Source organism: Streptomyces sp. NPDC056628, assembly GCF_042792555.1.
Lineage (GTDB): Bacteria > Actinomycetota > Actinomycetes > Streptomycetales > Streptomycetaceae > Streptomyces.
The window spans coordinates 95,103-113,586 of record NZ_JBHTWG010000020.1; the positions used below are offsets into that span (position 1 = coordinate 95,103).

Annotated in this window: 14 protein-coding genes; 10 read left to right on the plus strand and 4 right to left on the minus strand. The window is 71.4% G+C overall.

What is annotated here, in order from left to right:
• The first annotated feature begins 279 nt into the window (after positions 1-279).
• The 8 genes from ACFRAC_RS23350 to ACFRAC_RS23385 all read left to right on the plus strand — a co-directional run bounded on the left by ACFRAC_RS23350 (position 280) and on the right by ACFRAC_RS23385 (position 10,775).
• Positions 280-3,999 carry a nitrate- and nitrite sensing domain-containing protein gene (locus ACFRAC_RS23350; protein ID WP_382926815.1) on the plus strand — a complete coding sequence of 1,240 codons (3,720 nt, stop codon included), beginning with the start codon at positions 280-282 and terminating at the stop codon, positions 3,997-3,999.
• A gap of 9 nt (positions 4,000-4,008) precedes the next feature.
• On the plus strand, positions 4,009-4,422 hold the full coding sequence (locus ACFRAC_RS23355; protein WP_382926858.1) for a roadblock/LC7 domain-containing protein: 414 nt from the start codon (positions 4,009-4,011) through the stop codon (positions 4,420-4,422).
• Between the two features lie 113 nt (positions 4,423-4,535).
• Positions 4,536-4,934 (plus strand): DUF742 domain-containing protein, encoded by a 399-nt coding sequence (locus tag ACFRAC_RS23360; RefSeq protein WP_003997626.1) that lies wholly within the window; start codon positions 4,536-4,538, stop codon positions 4,932-4,934.
• A complete protein-coding gene (locus ACFRAC_RS23365; protein ID WP_055624289.1) occupies positions 4,915-5,490 on the plus strand; it encodes an ATP/GTP-binding protein in 576 nt (191 codons plus the stop codon). The genes ACFRAC_RS23360 and ACFRAC_RS23365 overlap by 20 nt, the downstream gene beginning before the upstream one ends.
• A 385-nt stretch (positions 5,491-5,875) precedes the next feature.
• Positions 5,876-9,127, plus strand: coding sequence for a nitrate- and nitrite sensing domain-containing protein (locus tag ACFRAC_RS23370; protein ID WP_382926817.1), 3,252 nt, complete (start codon positions 5,876-5,878; stop codon positions 9,125-9,127).
• Positions 9,128-9,137: 10 nt separating this feature from the next.
• Entirely contained in the window at positions 9,138-9,551 is a 414-nt protein-coding gene (locus tag ACFRAC_RS23375) for a roadblock/LC7 domain-containing protein (protein ID WP_005479603.1), read from the plus strand.
• 95 nt (positions 9,552-9,646) lie between these two features.
• Positions 9,647-10,213 (plus strand): DUF742 domain-containing protein, encoded by a 567-nt coding sequence (locus tag ACFRAC_RS23380; RefSeq protein WP_382926819.1) that lies wholly within the window; start codon positions 9,647-9,649, stop codon positions 10,211-10,213.
• Entirely contained in the window at positions 10,194-10,775 is a 582-nt protein-coding gene (locus ACFRAC_RS23385) for an ATP/GTP-binding protein (protein WP_026248371.1), read from the plus strand. Before ACFRAC_RS23380 ends, ACFRAC_RS23385 begins: the two co-directional genes overlap by 20 nt.
• A gap of 149 nt (positions 10,776-10,924) precedes the next feature.
• Here ACFRAC_RS23385 and ACFRAC_RS23390 read toward each other — a convergent pair whose 3' ends face one another.
• The 3 genes from ACFRAC_RS23390 to ACFRAC_RS23400 all read right to left on the minus strand — a co-directional run bounded on the left by ACFRAC_RS23390 (position 10,925) and on the right by ACFRAC_RS23400 (position 15,221).
• A complete protein-coding gene (locus ACFRAC_RS23390; protein WP_382926823.1) occupies positions 10,925-11,116 on the minus strand; it encodes an acyl-CoA carboxylase subunit epsilon in 192 nt (63 codons plus the stop codon).
• Positions 11,117-11,161: 45 nt separating this feature from the next.
• Complete coding sequence (locus tag ACFRAC_RS23395) at positions 11,162-12,745, minus strand: acyl-CoA carboxylase subunit beta (RefSeq protein WP_382926826.1); 1,584 nt, start codon at positions 12,743-12,745, stop codon at positions 11,162-11,164.
• Between the two features lie 154 nt (positions 12,746-12,899).
• Positions 12,900-15,221, minus strand: a complete 2,322-nt coding sequence (locus ACFRAC_RS23400; protein ID WP_382926828.1) for a polysaccharide lyase 8 family protein — start codon at positions 15,219-15,221, stop codon at positions 12,900-12,902.
• A 129-nt stretch (positions 15,222-15,350) separates the two neighbouring features.
• On the opposite strand from ACFRAC_RS23400, the gene ACFRAC_RS23405 reads away from it, so the two are divergent.
• Both ACFRAC_RS23405 and ACFRAC_RS23410 read left to right on the plus strand, forming a co-directional pair.
• Positions 15,351-15,962, plus strand: coding sequence for a YceI family protein (locus ACFRAC_RS23405; protein WP_382926831.1), 612 nt, complete (start codon positions 15,351-15,353; stop codon positions 15,960-15,962).
• Between the two features lie 274 nt (positions 15,963-16,236).
• Entirely contained in the window at positions 16,237-17,019 is a 783-nt protein-coding gene (locus tag ACFRAC_RS23410; protein ID WP_361346753.1) for a serine protease, read from the plus strand.
• A 66-nt stretch (positions 17,020-17,085) separates the two neighbouring features.
• Here ACFRAC_RS23410 and ACFRAC_RS23415 read toward each other — a convergent pair whose 3' ends face one another.
• Entirely contained in the window at positions 17,086-18,432 is a 1,347-nt protein-coding gene (locus ACFRAC_RS23415) for a hypothetical protein (RefSeq protein ID WP_382926834.1), read from the minus strand.
• Between the last annotated feature and the right edge of the window lie 52 nt (positions 18,433-18,484).

The following is an 18,484-nucleotide window of genomic DNA, read 5'->3' on the forward strand; positions in this document are numbered from 1 at the left end:
CGGCAGGTAACCCGGCACTCACACGGTGTCACGTATGTCACGGCTCGACCTACGGGCCTTGTTGGAGATCCTGCACTGTGCTGGAATTCCACGGACCGCCGCAGGATCGAGCCGGCGCACAGGGGGCGCATCGACGCGCCGAGTGGCGGCGAGAAGGGGGAGCCAGCGCCGGGGTCACTCACGACCACCAGGGAGCGTGTTCAGGACGCTCCCCAATACGCCGACACCGTGTCCGACCGCTCACGCGGAAGGGCGCCTGGTCCAGAGGTTGCGACGCTAGTGCAGGGACGTTTCAAGAGGGATGGCAGCGCTTCGGCGGAGCCGGAGCACGGCGGGACCGACCGAGGTCCCTCGACCCAGCACGCCCAGACCCAGGGCCCGGCCCCGTCGGTCGACAGCGGTGAGCGCTCCGGGCGCCACGCTGTGTCGGCGTCCCCGGGTACCGCGGTTCCCCCGCCTCCGACGAAGAAGCCGGCCAGGGGCGAGGTCGGCCCGGGCTCACGGATAGCCCTGCGCAACTGGCGTATCTCCACGCGCCTCGTCGCGCTGCTGACGCTCCCCGTGGTCGCGGCCACCTCGCTGGGCGCCCTGCGCATCAGCGACAACATGGACGACATCCAGCAGCTGGAGAACATGCGGCTGCTGACGGACATGACGAAGCGGGCCACCGAGCTCGCCCACGCGCTCCAGGAGGAGCGCGACCAGTCCGCCGGTCCGCTCGCCCACGGCGCCAAGGCCGGCGACTACACGGTCAAGGGCTACCGCGACAAGACGGACCGCGCCGCGCAGAGCTTCCGCGACGCCTCCGAGGAGATCGACGACCAGAGCAAGGACGGCAGCCTCAAGGGCGTCCGCGACAACATCGTCCAGCTGATCCGCGAGCTCGGCACGATCTCCGAGGTCCGCGGCACGGCGTACCAGGCCGACGGCAACTCCACGCAGACCGTGGAGGCCTACCACCGGCTGATCACCCACCTGCTGGACCTCTCCCAGGACATGGCCGAGGCGACCAGCAACCCGGACATGATCCAGAGCACCCGCGCCCTGGCGTCGTTCTCCTCCGCCAAGGAGTACGCCTCCATCCAGCGCGCGGTCCTCGCCGCGGCCCTCCCGGCGAACAACACCGCCGACGCCGACCTCTCGGACAACGACCGCCTCTACGCCGACTCCGCGCTGGAGAGCCAGAAGTCCGAGCTCCGCTCCTTCAAGAGCATCTACGGCAGCGAGCCCGCCGAGGAGCTGCTGAAGCCGATCGGTGACGGCAACCCGACGATCAAGGCCAGTGACACCTACGCCACCCGCGCCCTGACCTCGTCCACCGGCCTCGCCTCGCTGGACAAGCGCTCCTACCGGGACTGGGTGGACGACAGCACCACCAAGATCCAGGGCATGCGCGCCATCGAGACCACTCTGCTCGAGGAGATGGAGCAGAAGGCCCGCGAGCTGCGCAACGAGTCGGAGAGCGAAGCGATCATCTCCGGTGCGCTGATCCTGCTCGTGCTCGGTGTGTCGCTGGTCGGCGCCTTCGTCGTGGCCCGCTCCATGATCCGCTCGCTGCGCCGGCTGGAGGAGACAGCCACCAGGGTCGCCCAGGACCGTCTGCCCGAGCTGGTCAAGCAGCTCTCCGAGGCCGACCCGCAGGACGTCGACACGTCCGTGGAGTCGGTCGGTGTGCACTCCCGGGACGAGATCGGCCAGGTGGCCGCGGCCTTCGACGACGTGCACCGCGAGGCGGTCCGCCTCGCCGCCGAGCAGGCCCTGCTGCGGGGCAACGTCAACGCGATGTTCACCAACCTCTCGCGTCGCTCCCAGGGCCTCATCCAGCGTCAGCTCTCGCTGATCTCCGAACTGGAGTCCCGCGAGGCCGACCCGGACCAGCTGTCCTCGCTGTTCAAGCTCGACCACCTCGCGACGCGTATGCGCCGTAACGGTGAGAACCTCCTCGTCCTCGCGGGTGAGGAGCCCGGCCGCCGGTGGACCCGCCCGGTCCCCCTGGTCGACGTGCTCCGCGCCGCCGCGTCCGAGGTGGAGCAGTACGAGCGCATCGAGCTGGCCGCCGTGCCGACCACCGAAGTGGCCGGCCGTGTGGTCAACGACCTCGTGCACCTGCTCGCCGAGCTGCTGGAGAACGCGACCTCGTTCTCCTCGCCGCAGACCAAGGTCAAGGTCACCGGTCACGCGCTGCCCGACGGCCGCGTGCTGATCGAGATCCACGACACCGGCATCGGCCTCTCCCCCGAGGACCTCGCGGCGATCAACGAGCGGCTCGCCTCGCCGCCCACCGTGGACGTCTCCGTCTCCCGCCGCATGGGTCTGTTCGTGGTCGGCCGTCTGTCGCAGCGCCACGGCATCCGCATCCAGCTCCGCCCGTCCGACTCCGGTGGTACGACCGCGCTGGTCATGCTGCCCGTCGACGTCGCCCAGGGCGGCAAGAAGCCGGCCGGTGGCAAGCCCGGCCCGAGCGGCCCCGGTGCCTCCGGCGGTCCCGCCGCCGCGCAGGCCGCCGCCGGTGCGGCCGCCGCCCGCCGTCAGGCGCAGTCCGGCGGCGGTGCCTTCGGTGGGGGTGCGCCGGGTGGCGGCGCCGTCGGCGCCGGTGCCCCGGGCGGCGGCCGGCTCGCTCCCGGTCAGGGCCCGCGGGCCGCGCTGCCCGGACGTGACGGTGGCGGTATGCAGGGTGGACCGGGCGCGCCGCGCGGACCGCAGGGCGGTCCCGGTGCTCCCGCGCAGGGCCGGCCGGCTCCGGCCGGTGCCGGGTTCGGCGGTCCGCCGCAGGGCGCCGGTCAGGGCATGCAGGGCAACGGCGCCGGTCAGGGCATGTTCGGCGGCGGCTCCCGCGGGACCGCCCCCGGACGCGACCAGTCCCGCCAGAGCGCCCCGACGCCTCCGCAGGCGCCGCCCGCCGGCGAGCAGGGCTCCCGCCGTGGCCGCCGGCCGCAGCTGCCGCCGCGCGGTGGCGCGCGGGCCGAGCTGCCGGGCGGCAACCAGCCCTCGCGTCCCAGCTGGAGCGACGAGAACGCGCAGCCTCCGGTGCCGCGTGCCTCGCTCGACGCCCCGCGCGGGCACGACGAGGACCCGGCGCAGCAGACGTCGCGGATGCCGCGGATCGACGACCGGCAGGGCCCGGCCTCCACCTCGGAGTTCGCCCGTCCGGACTTCGACGCCCCGGCCGCCGGCGGTTACGGCCAGCAGAACACGGGGCAGTTCGCCCACCCCGGTGCCAACGCGCAGCACGACACCGGCCAGTTCGTCCGCCCGGACGTCTTCGGCCCCAACGGCTCGGGGCAGAACAACGCCTCGCAGACGGGCCAGTTCGCCGCGCCGCAGGCGTACGACAACGGCTCGACGGGCCGGCACTCGCTGCCGGGCCGGCAGAGCCCGGAGTCCACCGGCCAGTTCGAGCGGCCCCAGGTCAACGGCAACGGGACGTACGGCGGCAACACCGGCTACGGCGCCGGCCAGCAGCCCCCCGTCCCGCAGCGTCCGCAGCAGCGTCCCGTGCGGCAGGAGCCCGAGGCCCTGCCGCCGGCGACCGGTCCCGGCGACGGTCGTACCCCGCTGTACGACACACTGGAGACCAACTGGTTCCACGGCGGTCCGCAGGGACACCAGCCGGGCACCGACACCCCGGCCGCCGCTCCGCAGCAGGAGCGTCCGGCCCCGGCGGAGCGGCCCCAGCCGTCCTCCGCCCCCCAGCGCTCCGCGTCGACCGCCTGGCGCAGCTCACCGAACGACGACCTCGTTCGGCAGGCTGAACGCGTCCGGCAGCCCGCCGCGGGCGGAGTCACCACCTCCGGCCTGCCGCGCCGCGTGCCCAGGGCGAACCTCGTCCCTGGCACGGCTCAGCAGCAACAGCACCAAAGCGGTCCGCAGGTCTCGCGTGCGCCCGATGACGTACGCGGCCGGCTGACCAACCTTCGTCGGGGCATCGCTCAGGGCCGTCAGGCCGGCAGCGGCCAGACCGGCAGCTTCCCGAGCCCCACTCACCAGCAGGAGCGTTAGTTGAGCCAGATGAGCCAAGCGGCACAAAACCTCAACTGGTTGATCACCAACTTCGTGGACAACACCCCCGGGGTGTCCCACACCGTCGTCGTGTCCGCCGACGGCCTTCTGCTCGCCATGTCGGAGGGTTTCCCCCGCGACCGTGCCGACCAGCTGGCGGCCGTCGCGTCGGGTCTGACCTCGCTGACGGCAGGAGCCAGCCGGATCTTCGAAGGCGGGGACGTCGCACAGACCGTCGTCGAGATGGAGCGGGGATTCCTCTTCCTCATGTCCATCTCGGACGGGTCGTCCCTCGCCGTCCTGGCTCACCCGGATGCGGACATCGGCCTCGTCGGGTACGAGATGGCACTCCTGGTCGACCGTGCGGGCGCGGTCCTCACCCCGGACCTGCGTGCCGAACTGCAAGGCAGTCTGCTCCACTGACATCTCCCGGATCCACCCGTCTCACCAAATCACCGTCCGGCCGCCACAATCCCCCCACTGGCCCCTCACCCGACGGCTTGACCGACCGACTTGTGTCCCAGCCCGGAGGATTCATGACCCCGCCCACCGCCTCTCATGATCCGTACGCGGAGCCGTACGAGGATGAGGGCGACCAGCCGCTGGTACGTCCGTACGCGATGACCGGCGGCCGGACCCGGCCGCGCTACCAGCTGGCCATCGAGGCTCTGATCAGCACCACTGCGGACCCGGCGGCACTGATGGGGCTCCTCCCGGAGCACCAGCGCATCTGCCACCTGTGCCGCGAGGTGAAGTCGGTCGCCGAGGTCTCCGCGCTCCTTTCCATGCCCCTGGGCGTGGCCAGGATCCTCGTGGCGGACCTCGCCGAGGCGGGCTTGGTCGCCATCCACCAGCCGGGTGGCGACGAGAACAACGGTGGCGCACCGGACGTGACGCTGCTCGAAAGGGTGCTCAGTGGACTTCGCAAGCTCTGAACCAAGCCGGGCGACCACCTCCGCCAAGATCGTGGTGGCGGGTGGCTTCGGCGTGGGCAAGACCACGTTCGTCGGCGCCGTCTCGGAGATCAACCCGCTGCGCACGGAGGCCGTCATGACCTCCGCGAGCGCGGGGATCGACGACCTCACGCACACCGGGGACAAGACCACCACCACGGTGGCCATGGACTTCGGACGTATCACCCTGGACCAGGACCTGATCCTGTACCTGTTCGGTACGCCGGGTCAGGACCGCTTCTGGTTCATGTGGGACGACCTGGTGCGGGGCGCCATCGGCGCCGTCGTGCTGGTGGACACCCGCCGTCTCGCCGACTGCTTCCCCGCGGTCGACTACTTCGAGAACAGCGGCCTGCCCTTCGTCATCGCCCTCAACGGCTTCGACGGACACCAGCCGTACACACCGGACGAGGTGCGCGAGGCGCTGCAGATCGGACCGGACGCGCCGATCATCACGACGGACGCCCGGCACCGTGCCGATGCCAAGAGTGCGCTGATCACGCTGGTGGAGCACGCGCTCATGGCACGGCTGCGGTAGCACAAGTCTGCGGGCACGTACGGCACTTGGCGTAGATGTCCCGGAGCCGGCTGTGGCCTTTGACACGGTCGGCTCCGCTGTTCATAACGTTTCGGCAGAGGAATCGGGTGGTACGGCAACTCGTCGCGGTCAACCGGTCTCGCTGCGCGCACGAACGCCCCGTCTTTTGACGGGGCTCGCTCTTTATGACCGTTTTATCTAGGCCATACATCGCACGGAATCCCCCTCTTCCACTGTTTGGAGGAGCGCGGGCCCACGTGCTGGAATGCCAGAACTGCCCACTGGCCGAAGACGTACTCATCAGTCATGCGTACTCCAAGGCGATGGGCTCTGAGACACAGCGGCACGACCTAGGTGCCGACCCCGCCGGAAGGTTGTTGGTCGAGTGAGGCGAAGCAAGAACAGTCCCGAGCCGTCGGCCCGGGGCAACTTCACCCCGCCGCCGCGCGGAGCGGCGCCCGCCCCTGTGCCCGGATCCGAGCCCACGGCCGCGCCGGCCCCGAGCGGCGGCCGTTTCTCGCCGCGCAACTGGCGCGTGCCGACGAGGCTGAACGCGATCCTGCTCATACCCGTGATGGTCGGCCTCGTCATGGGCGGCTTCCAGGTGAAGAGCTCCATCGACACCTGGCAGCAGGCCGAGGACGCCGAGAACGTGGCCCTCCTCGTGCGCGCCGCCGAGGAGTACGGCAACGCCCTGCTGGACGAACGCGACCTCACCGCGCCCGACCTGCTCCAGGGCAAGGGCACCACGGACACGGTCACGCAGCTGCGGTCGGCGACCGACCGGGCCAAGCAGAAGTTCGACCAGGCGGCGCAGAACCTGCCGAACACGGCCGCGCTCGACCGCCGTATGCAGCTGTTCCGCTCCAACGAGACCAAGCTGGCGCCCCTGCGTCAGGCGGCGTACACCAAGGCGATGGACCCGGTGAAGACCGAGGAGGGTTACGTCGCCGTCCAGCACTCGCTGATGGAGTTCGCCAACGAGCTCAGCCTGGGCACCGGCAACATCACCTCCTACGGCCGCACCGTCTACGCCGTGTCGCTCGCCAAGGCCGCCGTCTCGCTCCAGCGGTCGATCGGCGTGCACATGCTGATCCGGCCGAGCACCAAGGAAGCGGTGGTCCGCCAGCAGGGCGTCTCCCTCGTGTCGTACCGCTACCTCGAGGGCATCGCGATCAACGAGTTCGTCTCGGGCGCCACCCAGGACGACGTCGACCAGCTCGACCAGATCATGGCCACGCAGCGCAAGAAGATCGGCGACAAGGGCACCGCCGTCGACGCCGGTGCCAGCAGCTCCACGCAGGGCGGCGCCTACAGCGCCATGCCGGCCGCCGACGCCATGCTCCAGGGCATCGCCGCGGGCACCTTCACCCCCGAGCAGCTGGCCGCCAAGGGCGTCACGCCCAAGGCCTGGCTGGGCGCCTCCACCGCCAAGTTCGAGGGCTACCGCGAGATCGAGACCGACCTCGTCAGCAAGGCCGTGGACGAGGCCGCGAGCGTCTCCGAGAACGCCAAGCGCGACGCGCTCATCACCGGTGCCGCCGTCGTCATCGCCCTGCTCGCCGCGTTCATCCTGGCCGGCATGGTGGCCCGCCAGATGTCCCGCGCGATGCGCCAGCTGCGCAACGCCGCCTTCGGCATCGCCGAGCAGCGCCTGCCGATGCTGGTCGACCAGCTCTCGCGCACCGACCCCGGCCGGGTCGACACCCGGGTCGCGCCCATCCCGATCACCACCCGCGACGAGATCGGCGAAGTCGCCCGCGCCTTCGACCAGGTCCACCGCGAGGCCGTCCGGCTCGCCGCCGAGCAGGCCCTGCTGCGGGGCAACATCAACGCGATCTTCACCAACCTGTCGCGCCGCAACCAGTCGCTGATCGAGGGCCAGCTGACCCTGATCACCGACCTGGAGAACAACGAGGCCGACCCGGACCAGCTGGAGAACCTCTTCAAGCTGGACCACCTCGCGACCCGTATGCGCCGCAACGGCGAGAACCTCCTCGTCCTCGCCGGCGAGGAGCCGGGCCGCCGCTGGGACCAGCCGGTCCCGCTGGTCGACGTGCTGCGCGCCGCCTCCTCCGAGGTGGAGCAGTACGAGCGCATCGAGCTGTCCGGCGTCCCGGAGGCCGAGATCCACGGCCGCGCGGTCACCGACCTCGTGCACCTGCTCGCCGAGCTCCTGGAGAACGCCACCACGTTCTCCTCGCCGCAGACCAAGGTGCGTGTCACCGCGACCCGTCTCCCCGACGGCCGCGTGATGATCGAGATCCACGACAAGGGCATCGGCCTCACCGCCGAGGACTTCGCGGACATCAACCACAAGCTGGCGAACCCGCCCACCGTCGACGCGGCGATATCCCAGCGCATGGGCCTGTTCGTGGTCGGCCGGCTGTCCGACCGGCACGGCATCCGCGTCCAGCTGCGCCCCTCGGGCGAGCAGGCCGGCACCACCTCGCTGGTCATGCTGCCGGACGCCATCACGCACGGTGGCGGTGGCGCCGAACAGCAGCCGCTGCGCGACGAGTTCACCGTCTCGCAGATCATCCCGGAGCAGCAGTTCCAGGGCGAGAACTTCGGTCAGCCGATGCGTACGGCGGCCGAGCTCGGCTTCGACGACAGCGCCTACACCGAGGTCCCGGACGACATCCGCGAGCTCGACCCGGTCGGCCGCTCCCTGATGCGCGAGGAGCGCCGCGCGGCCCTCGAGGCCGAGGTGCAGGGGCAGGAGGGCACCGAGGCTCCCGCGTACGACGAGTTCGGCCAGCCCGCCTACGACGACCGCAACGGCTACGCGGGGCCGCAGGACGGCTACGACCAGCAGCAGGCGTACGAGGAGCAGCGGCAGCAGTCCTACGAGGACCAGCGGCAGGCGTACGGCGAGCAGCAGCGCTCCGCCTACGAGGAGCCCCAGCGGACGTCGTACGACGACACGTACTACGCGCCGAACGGCGGCCTCCCGCGCGACGACGCCTTCTCCTCCCCCAACGGCTACCCGGACTCCGGCTATGCGGAGCCCGCGGCCGAGGAGCCGGTGGCGCACAACGCCTCCGGCCAGGACGGTTTCACGGCCTTCGAGCAGCGGCGCCACCAGGACGACTGGCCTCAGCAGAACGGCTACCGCGACGGCTACCAGGAGCAGTACGCTCCGGAAGCGGAATCCGCGCAGGCCGGTGACGCCGGCGAGTCCCGCGGCATAGGCTTCGACCGTTCGGGACCGGCCCATTCCGCGGCCCGCGCAGTGACCGACGCCGGGCTTCCGCGTCGTGGCGCCGCCGCGGGCGGCACCAACGGCACGCGGCCCGTGCGGCAGGAAGCGCCGGCTCCCACTCCGGAGAGCAACGGCGAAAACGCCTGGCGTTCGCAGAACGACGAGCGCTGGCAGCAGGCTTCGCAGCTCCGGAAGCCCAAGGCGGGCGGGGTCACCTCCTCCGGCCTGCCGCGGCGGGTCCCGAAGGCCAACCTGGTCCAGGGAGCCGCCGAATCCACCCCCCAGGGGGGCCCACAGGTCTCCCGTGCTCCCGAGGACGTCCGGGGCAGGCTGAGCAACCTGCGCCGGGGTGTCCAGCGGGGTCGCAGCGCGGGAAGTGAAACGAACGGCCAGGGCTTCGGTCCTGACAGCACCTACAACCAGGAGCGTTAGTGTGAGCCCGATGAGCCAGGCGGCACAGAACCTGAACTGGTTGATCACCAACTTCGTGGACAACACCCCCGGGGTGTCTCACACGGTGGTGGTCTCCGCCGACGGACTCCTTCTGGCGATGTCCGAAGGCTTCCCGCGCGACCGCGCCGACCAGCTCGCGGCCGTCGCCTCCGGTCTGACGTCACTGACGGCAGGCGCCTCCCGCATCTTCGAGGGCGGCAGCGTGAACCAGACGGTTGTGGAGATGGAGCGGGGATTCCTCTTCATCATGTCCGTCTCCGATGGTTCGTCCCTCGCCGTCCTCGCACATCCCGAGGCGGACATCGGTCTCATCGGGTACGAGATGGCGCTTCTGGTCGACCGTGCCGGTACGGTCCTGACGCCGGATCTGCGTGCGGAGCTCCAAGGGAGCCTGCTCAACTGAACGGACAGCGGTGCGTTTTGGCGTCCCGGGGCCGTAAGGTACCGGGACGCGGCTCCACATGATGGGTGCCAGGCACAGTCGGAGGAGGAGAGAAAGTGGCAACACCCCCAGACGGTTCGTCATCGGGCAACTGGTCGTACGGCCCTGCCCAGGGCCAGAACGACGGTTCCCAGAACCGGTACTTCCCCTCCCAGCAGAACCAACGGCAGCCGTACCCGCAGGGTCCCGGACCCTCGCCGTACGACCAGCCGCCAGCCCGGCGCATCCAGCCGGTGCAGCCGCAGCGACGCGCCCCTGAGCCGACGCCCGCCGGGGCGTCGAACAACCCCCTGGTGCGTCCGTACGCCATGACCGGCGGCCGGACCCGCCCGCGCTACCAGCTCGCCATCGAGGCGCTGGTGCACACCACCGCGCAGCCGCACCAGATGCAGGGCCAGCTGCCCGAGCATCAGCGGATCTGCAACCTCTGCCGAGAGATCAAATCGGTGGCCGAGGTCTCGGCCCTCCTCACGATCCCCCTCGGCGTGGCCAGGATCCTCGTCGCCGACTTGGCGGAGGCAGGACTGGTCGCCATCCATCAGCCCGGCGGCGACGAGAGCGCCGGCGGCCAGCCAGACGTGACACTGCTCGAAAGGGTGCTCAGTGGACTTCGCAAGCTCTAGCGGAGGGCCTTCCCGCTCCACCACGTCCGCGAAGATCGTGGTGGCTGGCGGCTTCGGCGTGGGCAAGACCACGTTCGTCGGCGCCGTCTCGGAGATCAACCCGCTGCGCACGGAAGCCGTCATGACGTCCGCTTCGGCGGGCATCGACGACCTCACCCACACCGGGGACAAGACGACCACGACGGTCGCCATGGACTTCGGACGTATCACCCTGGACCAGGACCTGATCCTGTACCTCTTCGGTACGCCCGGCCAGGACCGCTTCTGGTTCATGTGGGACGACCTGGTGCGGGGCGCCATCGGCGCGATCGTCCTGGTGGACACCCGCCGTCTCGCCGACTGCTTCCCCGCGGTCGACTACTTCGAGAACAGCGGCCTGCCCTTCGTCATCGCGCTCAACGGCTTCGACGGCAATCAGCCGTACAACCCGGACGAGGTGCGCGAGGCGCTGCAGATCGGCCCCGACACCCCGATCATCACGACGGACGCCCGCCACCGCGCGGACGCCAAGTCGGCGCTGATCACGCTCGTCGAGCACGCGCTGATGGCGCGGCTGCGGTAGACACGGGCCTGTGCGGCCCCTGGGCCGCCTCGGACGGTTGTTCGCCGCCCGGGGCGGCCCAGTCGCTTGTCGCGCGGTTCCCGCGCCCCTCAGGGACGGCAGAAGGGCCCCTCTCCAGGAGAGGGGCCCTTCTCTTCGTTCATACGGGCTCAGCGCCAGCTGTGCGGGGCGCGGAAGCCGCCCTCGCGCTCCAGGCGGCGCCAGCCGGCCTTCGGGCGGCCTCGGTGGGCCGGGGCGGCGACGGGCCGGGCGGCGGCGCGGGCCAGGAGGATCGCCGTGATGGCGGCGACTTCCTCGGCGTCGGCGTGGCCCTTCTCGACGCGGATGTCAGGGACGTTCATGGGCTCAGTCTCCATGGATGAGGTTTCCGCACGGATACCGGTGGGTTACTGCGGAGGGTTGCCGTGCTTGCGGGACGGCAGGTCGGCGTGCTTGGTGTGCAGCATCGCCAGGGAGCGGACGAGGACCTCCCGGGTCTCGGAGGGGTCGATCACGTCGTCGACCAGGCCCCGCTCGGCCGCGTAGTACGGGTGCATCAGCTCGGACTTGTACTCCTTGACCATGCGCGCCCGCATGGCGTCGGGGTCCTCGGCCTCGGCGATCTGCCGCCGGAAGATGACGTTGGCGGCGCCCTCGGCGCCCATCACGGCGATCTCGTTGGTCGGCCAGGCGTAGGTGAGGTCGGCGCCGATGGACTGGCTGTCCATGACGATGTACGCGCCGCCGTACGCCTTGCGCAGGATCAGGGAGATCCGGGGCACGGTCGCGTTGCAGTAGGCGTACAGCAGCTTCGCGCCGTGGCGGATGATGCCGCCGTGCTCCTGGTCGACTCCCGGGAGGAAGCCGGGGACGTCCAGGAAGGTGACGATCGGGATGTTGAAGGCGTCGCACATCTGCACGAAGCGGGCCGCCTTCTCGGACGCCTCGATGTCGAGCACGCCCGCCAGGACCTGGGGCTGGTTGGCGACGATGCCGACGACCTGGCCGTCCAGCCGGGCCAGCGCGCAGATGATGTTCCGCGCCCAGCGCTCGTGGACCTCCAGGTACTCGCCGTCGTCGACGATCTCCTCGATGACCTTGGTCATGTCGTACGGGCGGTTGCCGTCGGCCGGCACCAGGTCGAGCAGCGTCTCGCTGCGGCGGTCCGCGGCGTCCGACGGCTCCACCCGGGGAGGGTTCTCCCGGTTGTTCTGCGGGAGCAGGGACAGGAGGTAGCGCACCTCGGCGATGCACGTCTCCTCGTCGTCGTACGCGAAGTGGCAGACGCCGGAGGTCTCGGCGTGCACGTCGGCGCCGCCCAGGCCGTTCTGGGTGATCTCCTCGCCCGTCACGGCCTTGACCACGTCGGGGCCGGTGATGAACATCTGCGAGGTGTCGCGGACCATGAACACGAAGTCCGTGAGGGCGGGACTGTAGGCCGCGCCGCCCGCGCACGGGCCCAGCATCACGCTGATCTGCGGGATGACGCCGGACGCCTTGGTGTTGCGCTGGAAGATGCCGCCGTACCCGGCGAGGGCGGAGACGCCCTCCTGGATACGGGCGCCGGCGCCGTCGTTCAGGGAGACCAGCGGCGCGCCGGCCGCGATGGCCATGTCCATGATCTTGTGGATCTTGGTGGCGTGGGCCTCGCCCAGCGCGCCGCCGAAGATCCGGAAGTCGTGGGCGTACACGAAGACCGTGCGGCCCTCGACCGTGCCCCAGCCGGTGATGACACCGTCGGTGTACGGCTTCTTGGTCTCCAGGCCGAAGCCCTGGGCCCGGTGCCGGCGCAGCTGCTCGACCTCCCGGAAGGTGCCGGGGTCCAGGAGCAGCTCGATGCGCTCCCGGGCGGTCAGCTTCCCCTTGGCGTGCTGCGCCGCGGTGGCCTTCTCGCCCGGGCCGGCCAGCGCCTGGGCACGGATCCCGTGCAGCTCGGCGGTCCGTCCGCGGGCGTCGATCGGCTCACCCGGTGCCTCATCCAAAACGGTCATGTAGTGACCTTACGAAGGACCCGGCGCAATGCGAGCCGTCGACTCCTCACAGTCTCCGGAGCGTTTTCCTGGTAGCACTGAACAGAACCAAGGCGGCATGCAGCCTTTCCGACTGCTCAGAGGGCCCGTGCGTTGTGGAGGTCACACAAAGCCGTCAGGCGAGAACCACGTCACAACGGTGGGTCCGGCATACCGTCCCCGGAGTGACGCGGAGCCTGAGCCGGGGTCCGGTGGCGAGGATCTCGACCGTCTCGTCGGCGTGCGTCACGTGCCGTACGGGGTGGTCGAGGACGATCTCCAGGGGCTCGCCCGTGCGGGGCGGCTCACTCACACAGAGGGTAGCGGTCCGGCGCCGGCGCCGGAGCAGCACGCTCGCTCCCGCGCCGGCGGTGAGGGGGCCCGCGGTGCCCGGCTGCCGGAAGAGGGCCGCCGTCACTCCCAGGGAGGGGACGTGGACGGCCTGGCGGGCCGGGTCGTTGGCGAGGACCGACAGCCATCCGCGGTCGGCCGCCCGCGCGGCGACCTCCCGGCGGCTCGCGCCCGGCATGAGGACGTACCGGTAGGTCGCGTCGCGCGGGTCGGTGCCGTGGTCGAGCCAGAGGGTCTGCCAGCGGCGGATGCGGCGCTCGGTGGTGCTGGTGGTGTTGATGTCGGCCCACGCGCCGCCGCGGTCCTCGCGGAGGGTGCGCAGCCGGCCGTACGGCACGACCCAGCCGCCATGGCCCTCCAGATGGGCCCAGCCGGGGCCGCGCACCAGGGCGGGGGTGCCGTTCTCCCCCAGGTTGCGGTTGTCGACGACGGTCTCCACGGGGACGCCGTCGGCGCAGGTGATCCCGGTGCCGAGGCAGACCACGGCGTCCGCGAGGCAGAACCACGCCTTGTGGGCCCGCAGCGTCGAGCCCAGGCCCTCCAGCTGCTGGCCGATCGCCGCGTACTCGCCGTCCGTCGTGCCGCCGACCCAGCGTGCGGCGGGCCGGGCCTCGCCCCATTCGCCGCCCGCCCGGTCGGGCAGGCGGCGGGTGGAGACGGTCGTGCCGGGCAGGCGGTACCAGTCGACGGTCGGCCAGTACCAGTCGGTGTACTGGTCGCCGAGGCCGTCGGCCCACCAGGAGACCATGCCCGCGCCGGTGTGCCAGCCGCGCGGGTTCTCGCCGTTGCCGCACTCGTAGTGGGCGATCCGGTCGCTGGCCATGGCGATGGTCGCGACGAAGCGCGGGCGGCGGTGGACGGCGCGGTCCATCGCGGCGAAGAGGTGGTGCCCGACCGGCTCGGGCGCCGCCGGGACCGGCGCCCGGGCGACGGCGTGCAGGCGGGCGAGGTCGGCCACCCCGAACTGACGTGATGTCAGCACCGGTGTGACGGTGTCCCGTTCGATCCAGCCCTTGACGCGGGCGTGCCACCGGTCGCGTTCGGCCGCGCTCGCGCCTGCGGCGAGCAGGACGATGGCGGCGATGAGCCCGTGCCCGTGGTAGTGGTCGCCGCGCATGACCCGCCGGTCGTCGTTCTTGAGGAACCCCCGGCTGATGGCGCGCCCGTTGACGCTGTCCATGACGAGTCCGTCGTGGATCAGCGGGGCGTAGGCCCGCTCGACGCTGTCGAGGACGATCTGCCGGCCGGGGTCGGTGACCTCCCAGTCGGAGCCGGCGAGCAAGGCGAAGAGGCGTCCGAGTCCGTCGAGGAGGACCTGGCCGTAGGTGCCGGAGTAGGCGACCCAGGTGTGTTGTACGAAGGAGCCGTCGGCGTACAGCCCGTCGCCCGCCGTGACGTACGGGAAGACCGGGGAGAGCGCGTCCCGGGCGAGCGCGATCCGGTCCGGGGCGCGGCCGAGGATGCCCCGCAGCGCGACACCGCGGCACAGGTCGACACGGTTGGCGCCGGTGGCGGTGCCGGAGTAGTCGGTGAGCTGCGTGTCGGGGATGAAGTGGTCGACGGCGGCGCAGGCGGCGTCGATCCGGGCCTGCCCGAGGTGGTCGTACAGGGCCGCCGTGATGTCCATGAGCAGGCGCGGGCTGCCGATCTGCCACTCCCACCAGTTGCCGTAGCGGGTGGTGCCGGGGTGGTAGACGGTGGCGGAGAGGTGGTCGAGGCCGCGCAGGACGTCGGCGAGCAGGGCGGGGTCGGCGGTGGCTCCGGTTCCCGGCTGGACGTAGGCCTGGGTCATGGTCCACAGGCGGCTGTAGCTCCGGGTGATGCCGGCGGGCGGGTCGAAGGGGTGGCCGGGCCACAGGGACGCCGGGGTCGGGTCCATGGCCTGCTGGAACCCGCGGGCCAGCGTGCCGGTCTCGGCGAGGCGCCCGGCGTACGGCTCGGCGGCGGGGTCGTAGCCGGCGCCGAGGGTGATGCCGAGCCAGCGGGCACGGAGGGTGTCGTAGGGGTCGGCCGCCCCGGCGCGGGCCGGGGTCCCGGCGGTGCGGCCGAGGGCCGCGGCGAGGGCGGCGGCGGTCAGCAGGGCGCGGCGCGAAGGGGTCATGTCCATGCCCTATCACGTCACGCGGGGTGACACCAGGAACACGTCGCGGATGATGTTGAAAGTTGAAGGGAATGCGTCTACGGTGGTGCGCGTTGGGTAGTTAAAGATTCAACATCACCTCCCGAGGAGAACGTCATGGGCATCTTCAACCGCAAGGCTTCCGCCGAGACCACCGCCCCGGCCGCCGCCGTCGCCGTGGCTCCGGAGCTTGCCGCGCTGACCGGCGACTACACGATCGACCCGGCGCACTCCACGCTCGGCTTCGTCGCCCGGCACGCCATGGTCACCAACGTCAAGGGCAAGTTCCTCGAATTCAGCGGCTCGCTGCACCTGGACGGCACGAACCCGGCCGCGTCCACGGCGTCCCTGGACATCCAGATGGACAGCATCGACACCGGCTCGGCCGACCGCGACGGGCACCTGAAGAGCGCGGACTTCTTCAAGACGGACGAGTTCCCGACGATGACGTTCCGCTCCACCAAGGCGCAGGCCCTGGGCGGCGAGGACTACCGCATCACCGGCGACCTGACCATCCTCGGCACCACCCGGTCGATCACCATCGACCTGGAGTTCAACGGCGCCGCGACGGACCCGTTCGGCAACGAGCGCGTCGGTTTCGAGGGCAAGGCCGAGATCCTGCGCTCGGAGTGGGGCCTGACCTGGAACGCCGCGCTGGAGACGGGCGGCGTGCTGGTCTCCGACAAGATCAAGCTGAACTTCGACATCTCGGCGATCAAGAGCGCCTGAGCCGCGCGGCGCAGGCGCCGCGCATACCGAGCACTCCCGTCCCCCGGTTTCGCGCCGGGTGGGCGGGTGCTCTGTTTTCCGTCACGATCCGCCCAAGTGGGGGGCCTGTGGCCAGGGCCAGTGGCCGGAATTGGGTTCTTATGGGGGTCGTCACAGGGTTCTCATAATCCTGCAACGGAAACGGCCGGGGCGTCTCAGCCGTTCCCGATTGACATGTTCCTGCCATATGCACTTCTCGCGTTGGCATGTCCAACCCCCCACGGAAGGCATCACGTTGAAGAAGCTCCTCACCGCGCTCAAGAGATGCGCGGTCCTCGGCGCCGCCGCTCTCGCGATCGTCAGTCTCCAGCCCGTGTCGGCCGCGCAGGCCGCGGACTCGCGCGTCGTCGGCGGGACCCGTGCCGCGCAGGGCGAGTTCCCGTTCATGGTCCGGCTCTCCATGGGCTGTGGCGGCGCGCTCTACACCCAGCAGATCGTCCTCACCGCCGCCCACTGCGTCGGCTCGACCGGTCCGAACACCGGCATCACGGCCACCGCCGGCGTCGTGGACCTCCAGTCCACCAGCGGCCGGGTCCAGGTCCGCTCCACCTACGTGTACCGGGCGCCGGGCTACAACGGCACCGGCAAGGACTGGGCGCTCATCAAGCTGGCGCAGCCCATCAACCTGCCGACGCTGAAGATCGCCACCACCACGCAGTACAACACCGGCACCTTCACCGTCGCCGGCTGGGGCGCCAACAGTGAGGGCGGGGCCCAGCAGCGCTACCTGCTCAAGGCGAACGTGCCCTTCGTCAGCGACGCCCAGTGCCGCTCCTACAGCGGCTACAGCGGGCTCGTCGCGAACGAGGAGATCTGCGCCGGGCTGCCCTCCGGCGGCGTGGACACCTGCCAGGGCGACTCCGGCGGCCCCATGTTCCGGCGCGACGCGAACAACGCCTGGATCCAGGTCGGCATCGTCAGCTGGGGCATAGGCTGCGCCCGGCCGAACGCGCCCGGCGTCTACACCGAGGTCTCCACCTTCGCCTCCGCCATCGCCTCGGCGGCGTCCGGCCTCTGAGCGGCGCTCCGCGCCACCGTTCCGCCCACAGGGCCCGGTGTCCCGGGGACGCCGGGCCCCCGCGCGTCAGAAGCCTCCACCGCCGTCGAAGCCGCCTCCCCCGCCGAAGTCCCCGCCGCCCCCGAAGCCGCCGTCGAAGTTGCCCGGGTCGAAGTCCGCGCCCGAGACGTCACCGCCCTCGTAGCCGCCGAAGTCGCCGTACCCGGCCCCGTAGTCGGCCGCGTACGCCGGGCCCGCCATCGCGCTGCCCAGCAGGGTGCCGACGAGCAGGCCGGGGAGGATGCCGCCGCCGAAGTAGCCGCCCGCCCAGGGGCCGTAGGCCGGTCCGGCGTCCCAGTACGGCCGCCGGCCGTACTCGGTGTCGACCTCGCGGATCGCGGGATCGCGGCCGTCGGCCAGCCGGGCCCGGTCCGCCGCGCACACCGGCACCTCACGCGCGGCGCCGCCGGGCGGCGTCCAGGTCTCGTCGGCCACCGCCGGGCCGTGGCGGGGGTCGAAGAAGCAGGGTGGCCGGCGCTCCGGGAGCGGCCGGCCCTCCCGGCGGGCGGCCAGCTGGGTGAGGGAGAAGCGGCCGTCCGCCAGGGCCTGGGTGACCGGCTTGACGTCCTCCGGTCTGCGTGCCCCGTCCATCAGGCGCTTGGCCTGCTCGTAGGAGTCCAGGGCGCGTTCGTAGTCCCCGCGCTTCGCGTCGTCGGCGCCCGGTTCGGCCGGGTGGAAGTCGAGACGGTCGAGTTCCTCGCCGTAGGCGGTGATGTCCTCGTCGACGACGGTCCGCAGCTTCTCCAGCGCCGCCCGCTGCTCCTCCTCGTGGCGCCGCCGGTTGCGCCGGACCAGCGCGTAGGCGCCCGCGCCACCCGCCGCGATCACGATCCCGGCGACGAGGATGCCGCCGGTGTCCACGCCGCCTCCCCCGCCGTCGCCCCAGGAGGCGGGGGCCGTGCCCCGGGCGCTGCGCAGCGCCGCGTCGACGAAGTCGTTCAGCTGGGCCTTGGGGTCGACGACGCCTTGGACGGCCCTGACGAGGTTCTGCACACCGCGCGGGGGCAGGACGACCGCGTCGGCCCGCGCGCCGAAGCGGTCGCCGCTGCGGATCGCGTACAGGCCGGTGATGCCGGTTTCCGTCCGCAGGTTCCGGAAGATGTCCCGCTCGGGCTGGTCGGCGGGCAGGACGGCCACGAAGACCGGTTTTCCGGCGTCCCTGATCTTGTCGGAGAGCGCCTCGGCGTCCGCCGACGACAGCTGGTCCGAGGCGGCGGGATCGACGTACACGGGATCCTCGCGGAGCGCCTCGGCCACCGTGGAAAGGTCCGTGGCCGCATGTGCCCCGGGCGAACCGGTCAGGAGCACCATCGCGGTGGCGGCGACCGGCACGATCAGCGAGCGCATGAGGCCCCTCGAGTGCGGAGTCCTCATGTCCCCGACGCTACCCGATGAGGCGGCCCCGGGCGTCCGGGACCGCCGTGCG

Excerpts from the sequence above, each read along its gene's own strand:
- ACFRAC_RS23390 (WP_382926823.1), bottom strand. The coding sequence starts at position 11,116 with ATGAACGTCCCTGACATCCGCGTCGAGAAGGGCCACGCCGACGCCGAG.
- ACFRAC_RS23400 (WP_382926828.1), bottom strand. The coding sequence starts at position 15,221 with ATGGACATGACCCCTTCGCGCCGCGCCCTGCTGACCGCCGCCGCCCTC.
- ACFRAC_RS23395 (WP_382926826.1), bottom strand. The coding sequence starts at position 12,745 with ATGACCGTTTTGGATGAGGCACCGGGTGAGCCGATCGACGCCCGCGGA.
- ACFRAC_RS23415 (WP_382926834.1), bottom strand. The coding sequence starts at position 18,432 with ATGAGGACTCCGCACTCGAGGGGCCTCATGCGCTCGCTGATCGTGCCG.
- ACFRAC_RS23360 (WP_003997626.1), top strand. The coding sequence starts at position 4,536 with ATGACCCCGCCCACCGCCTCTCATGATCCGTACGCGGAGCCGTACGAG.
- ACFRAC_RS23405 (WP_382926831.1), top strand. The coding sequence starts at position 15,351 with ATGGGCATCTTCAACCGCAAGGCTTCCGCCGAGACCACCGCCCCGGCC.
- ACFRAC_RS23355 (WP_382926858.1), top strand. The coding sequence starts at position 4,009 with ATGAGCCAAGCGGCACAAAACCTCAACTGGTTGATCACCAACTTCGTG.
- ACFRAC_RS23375 (WP_005479603.1), top strand. The coding sequence starts at position 9,138 with ATGAGCCAGGCGGCACAGAACCTGAACTGGTTGATCACCAACTTCGTG.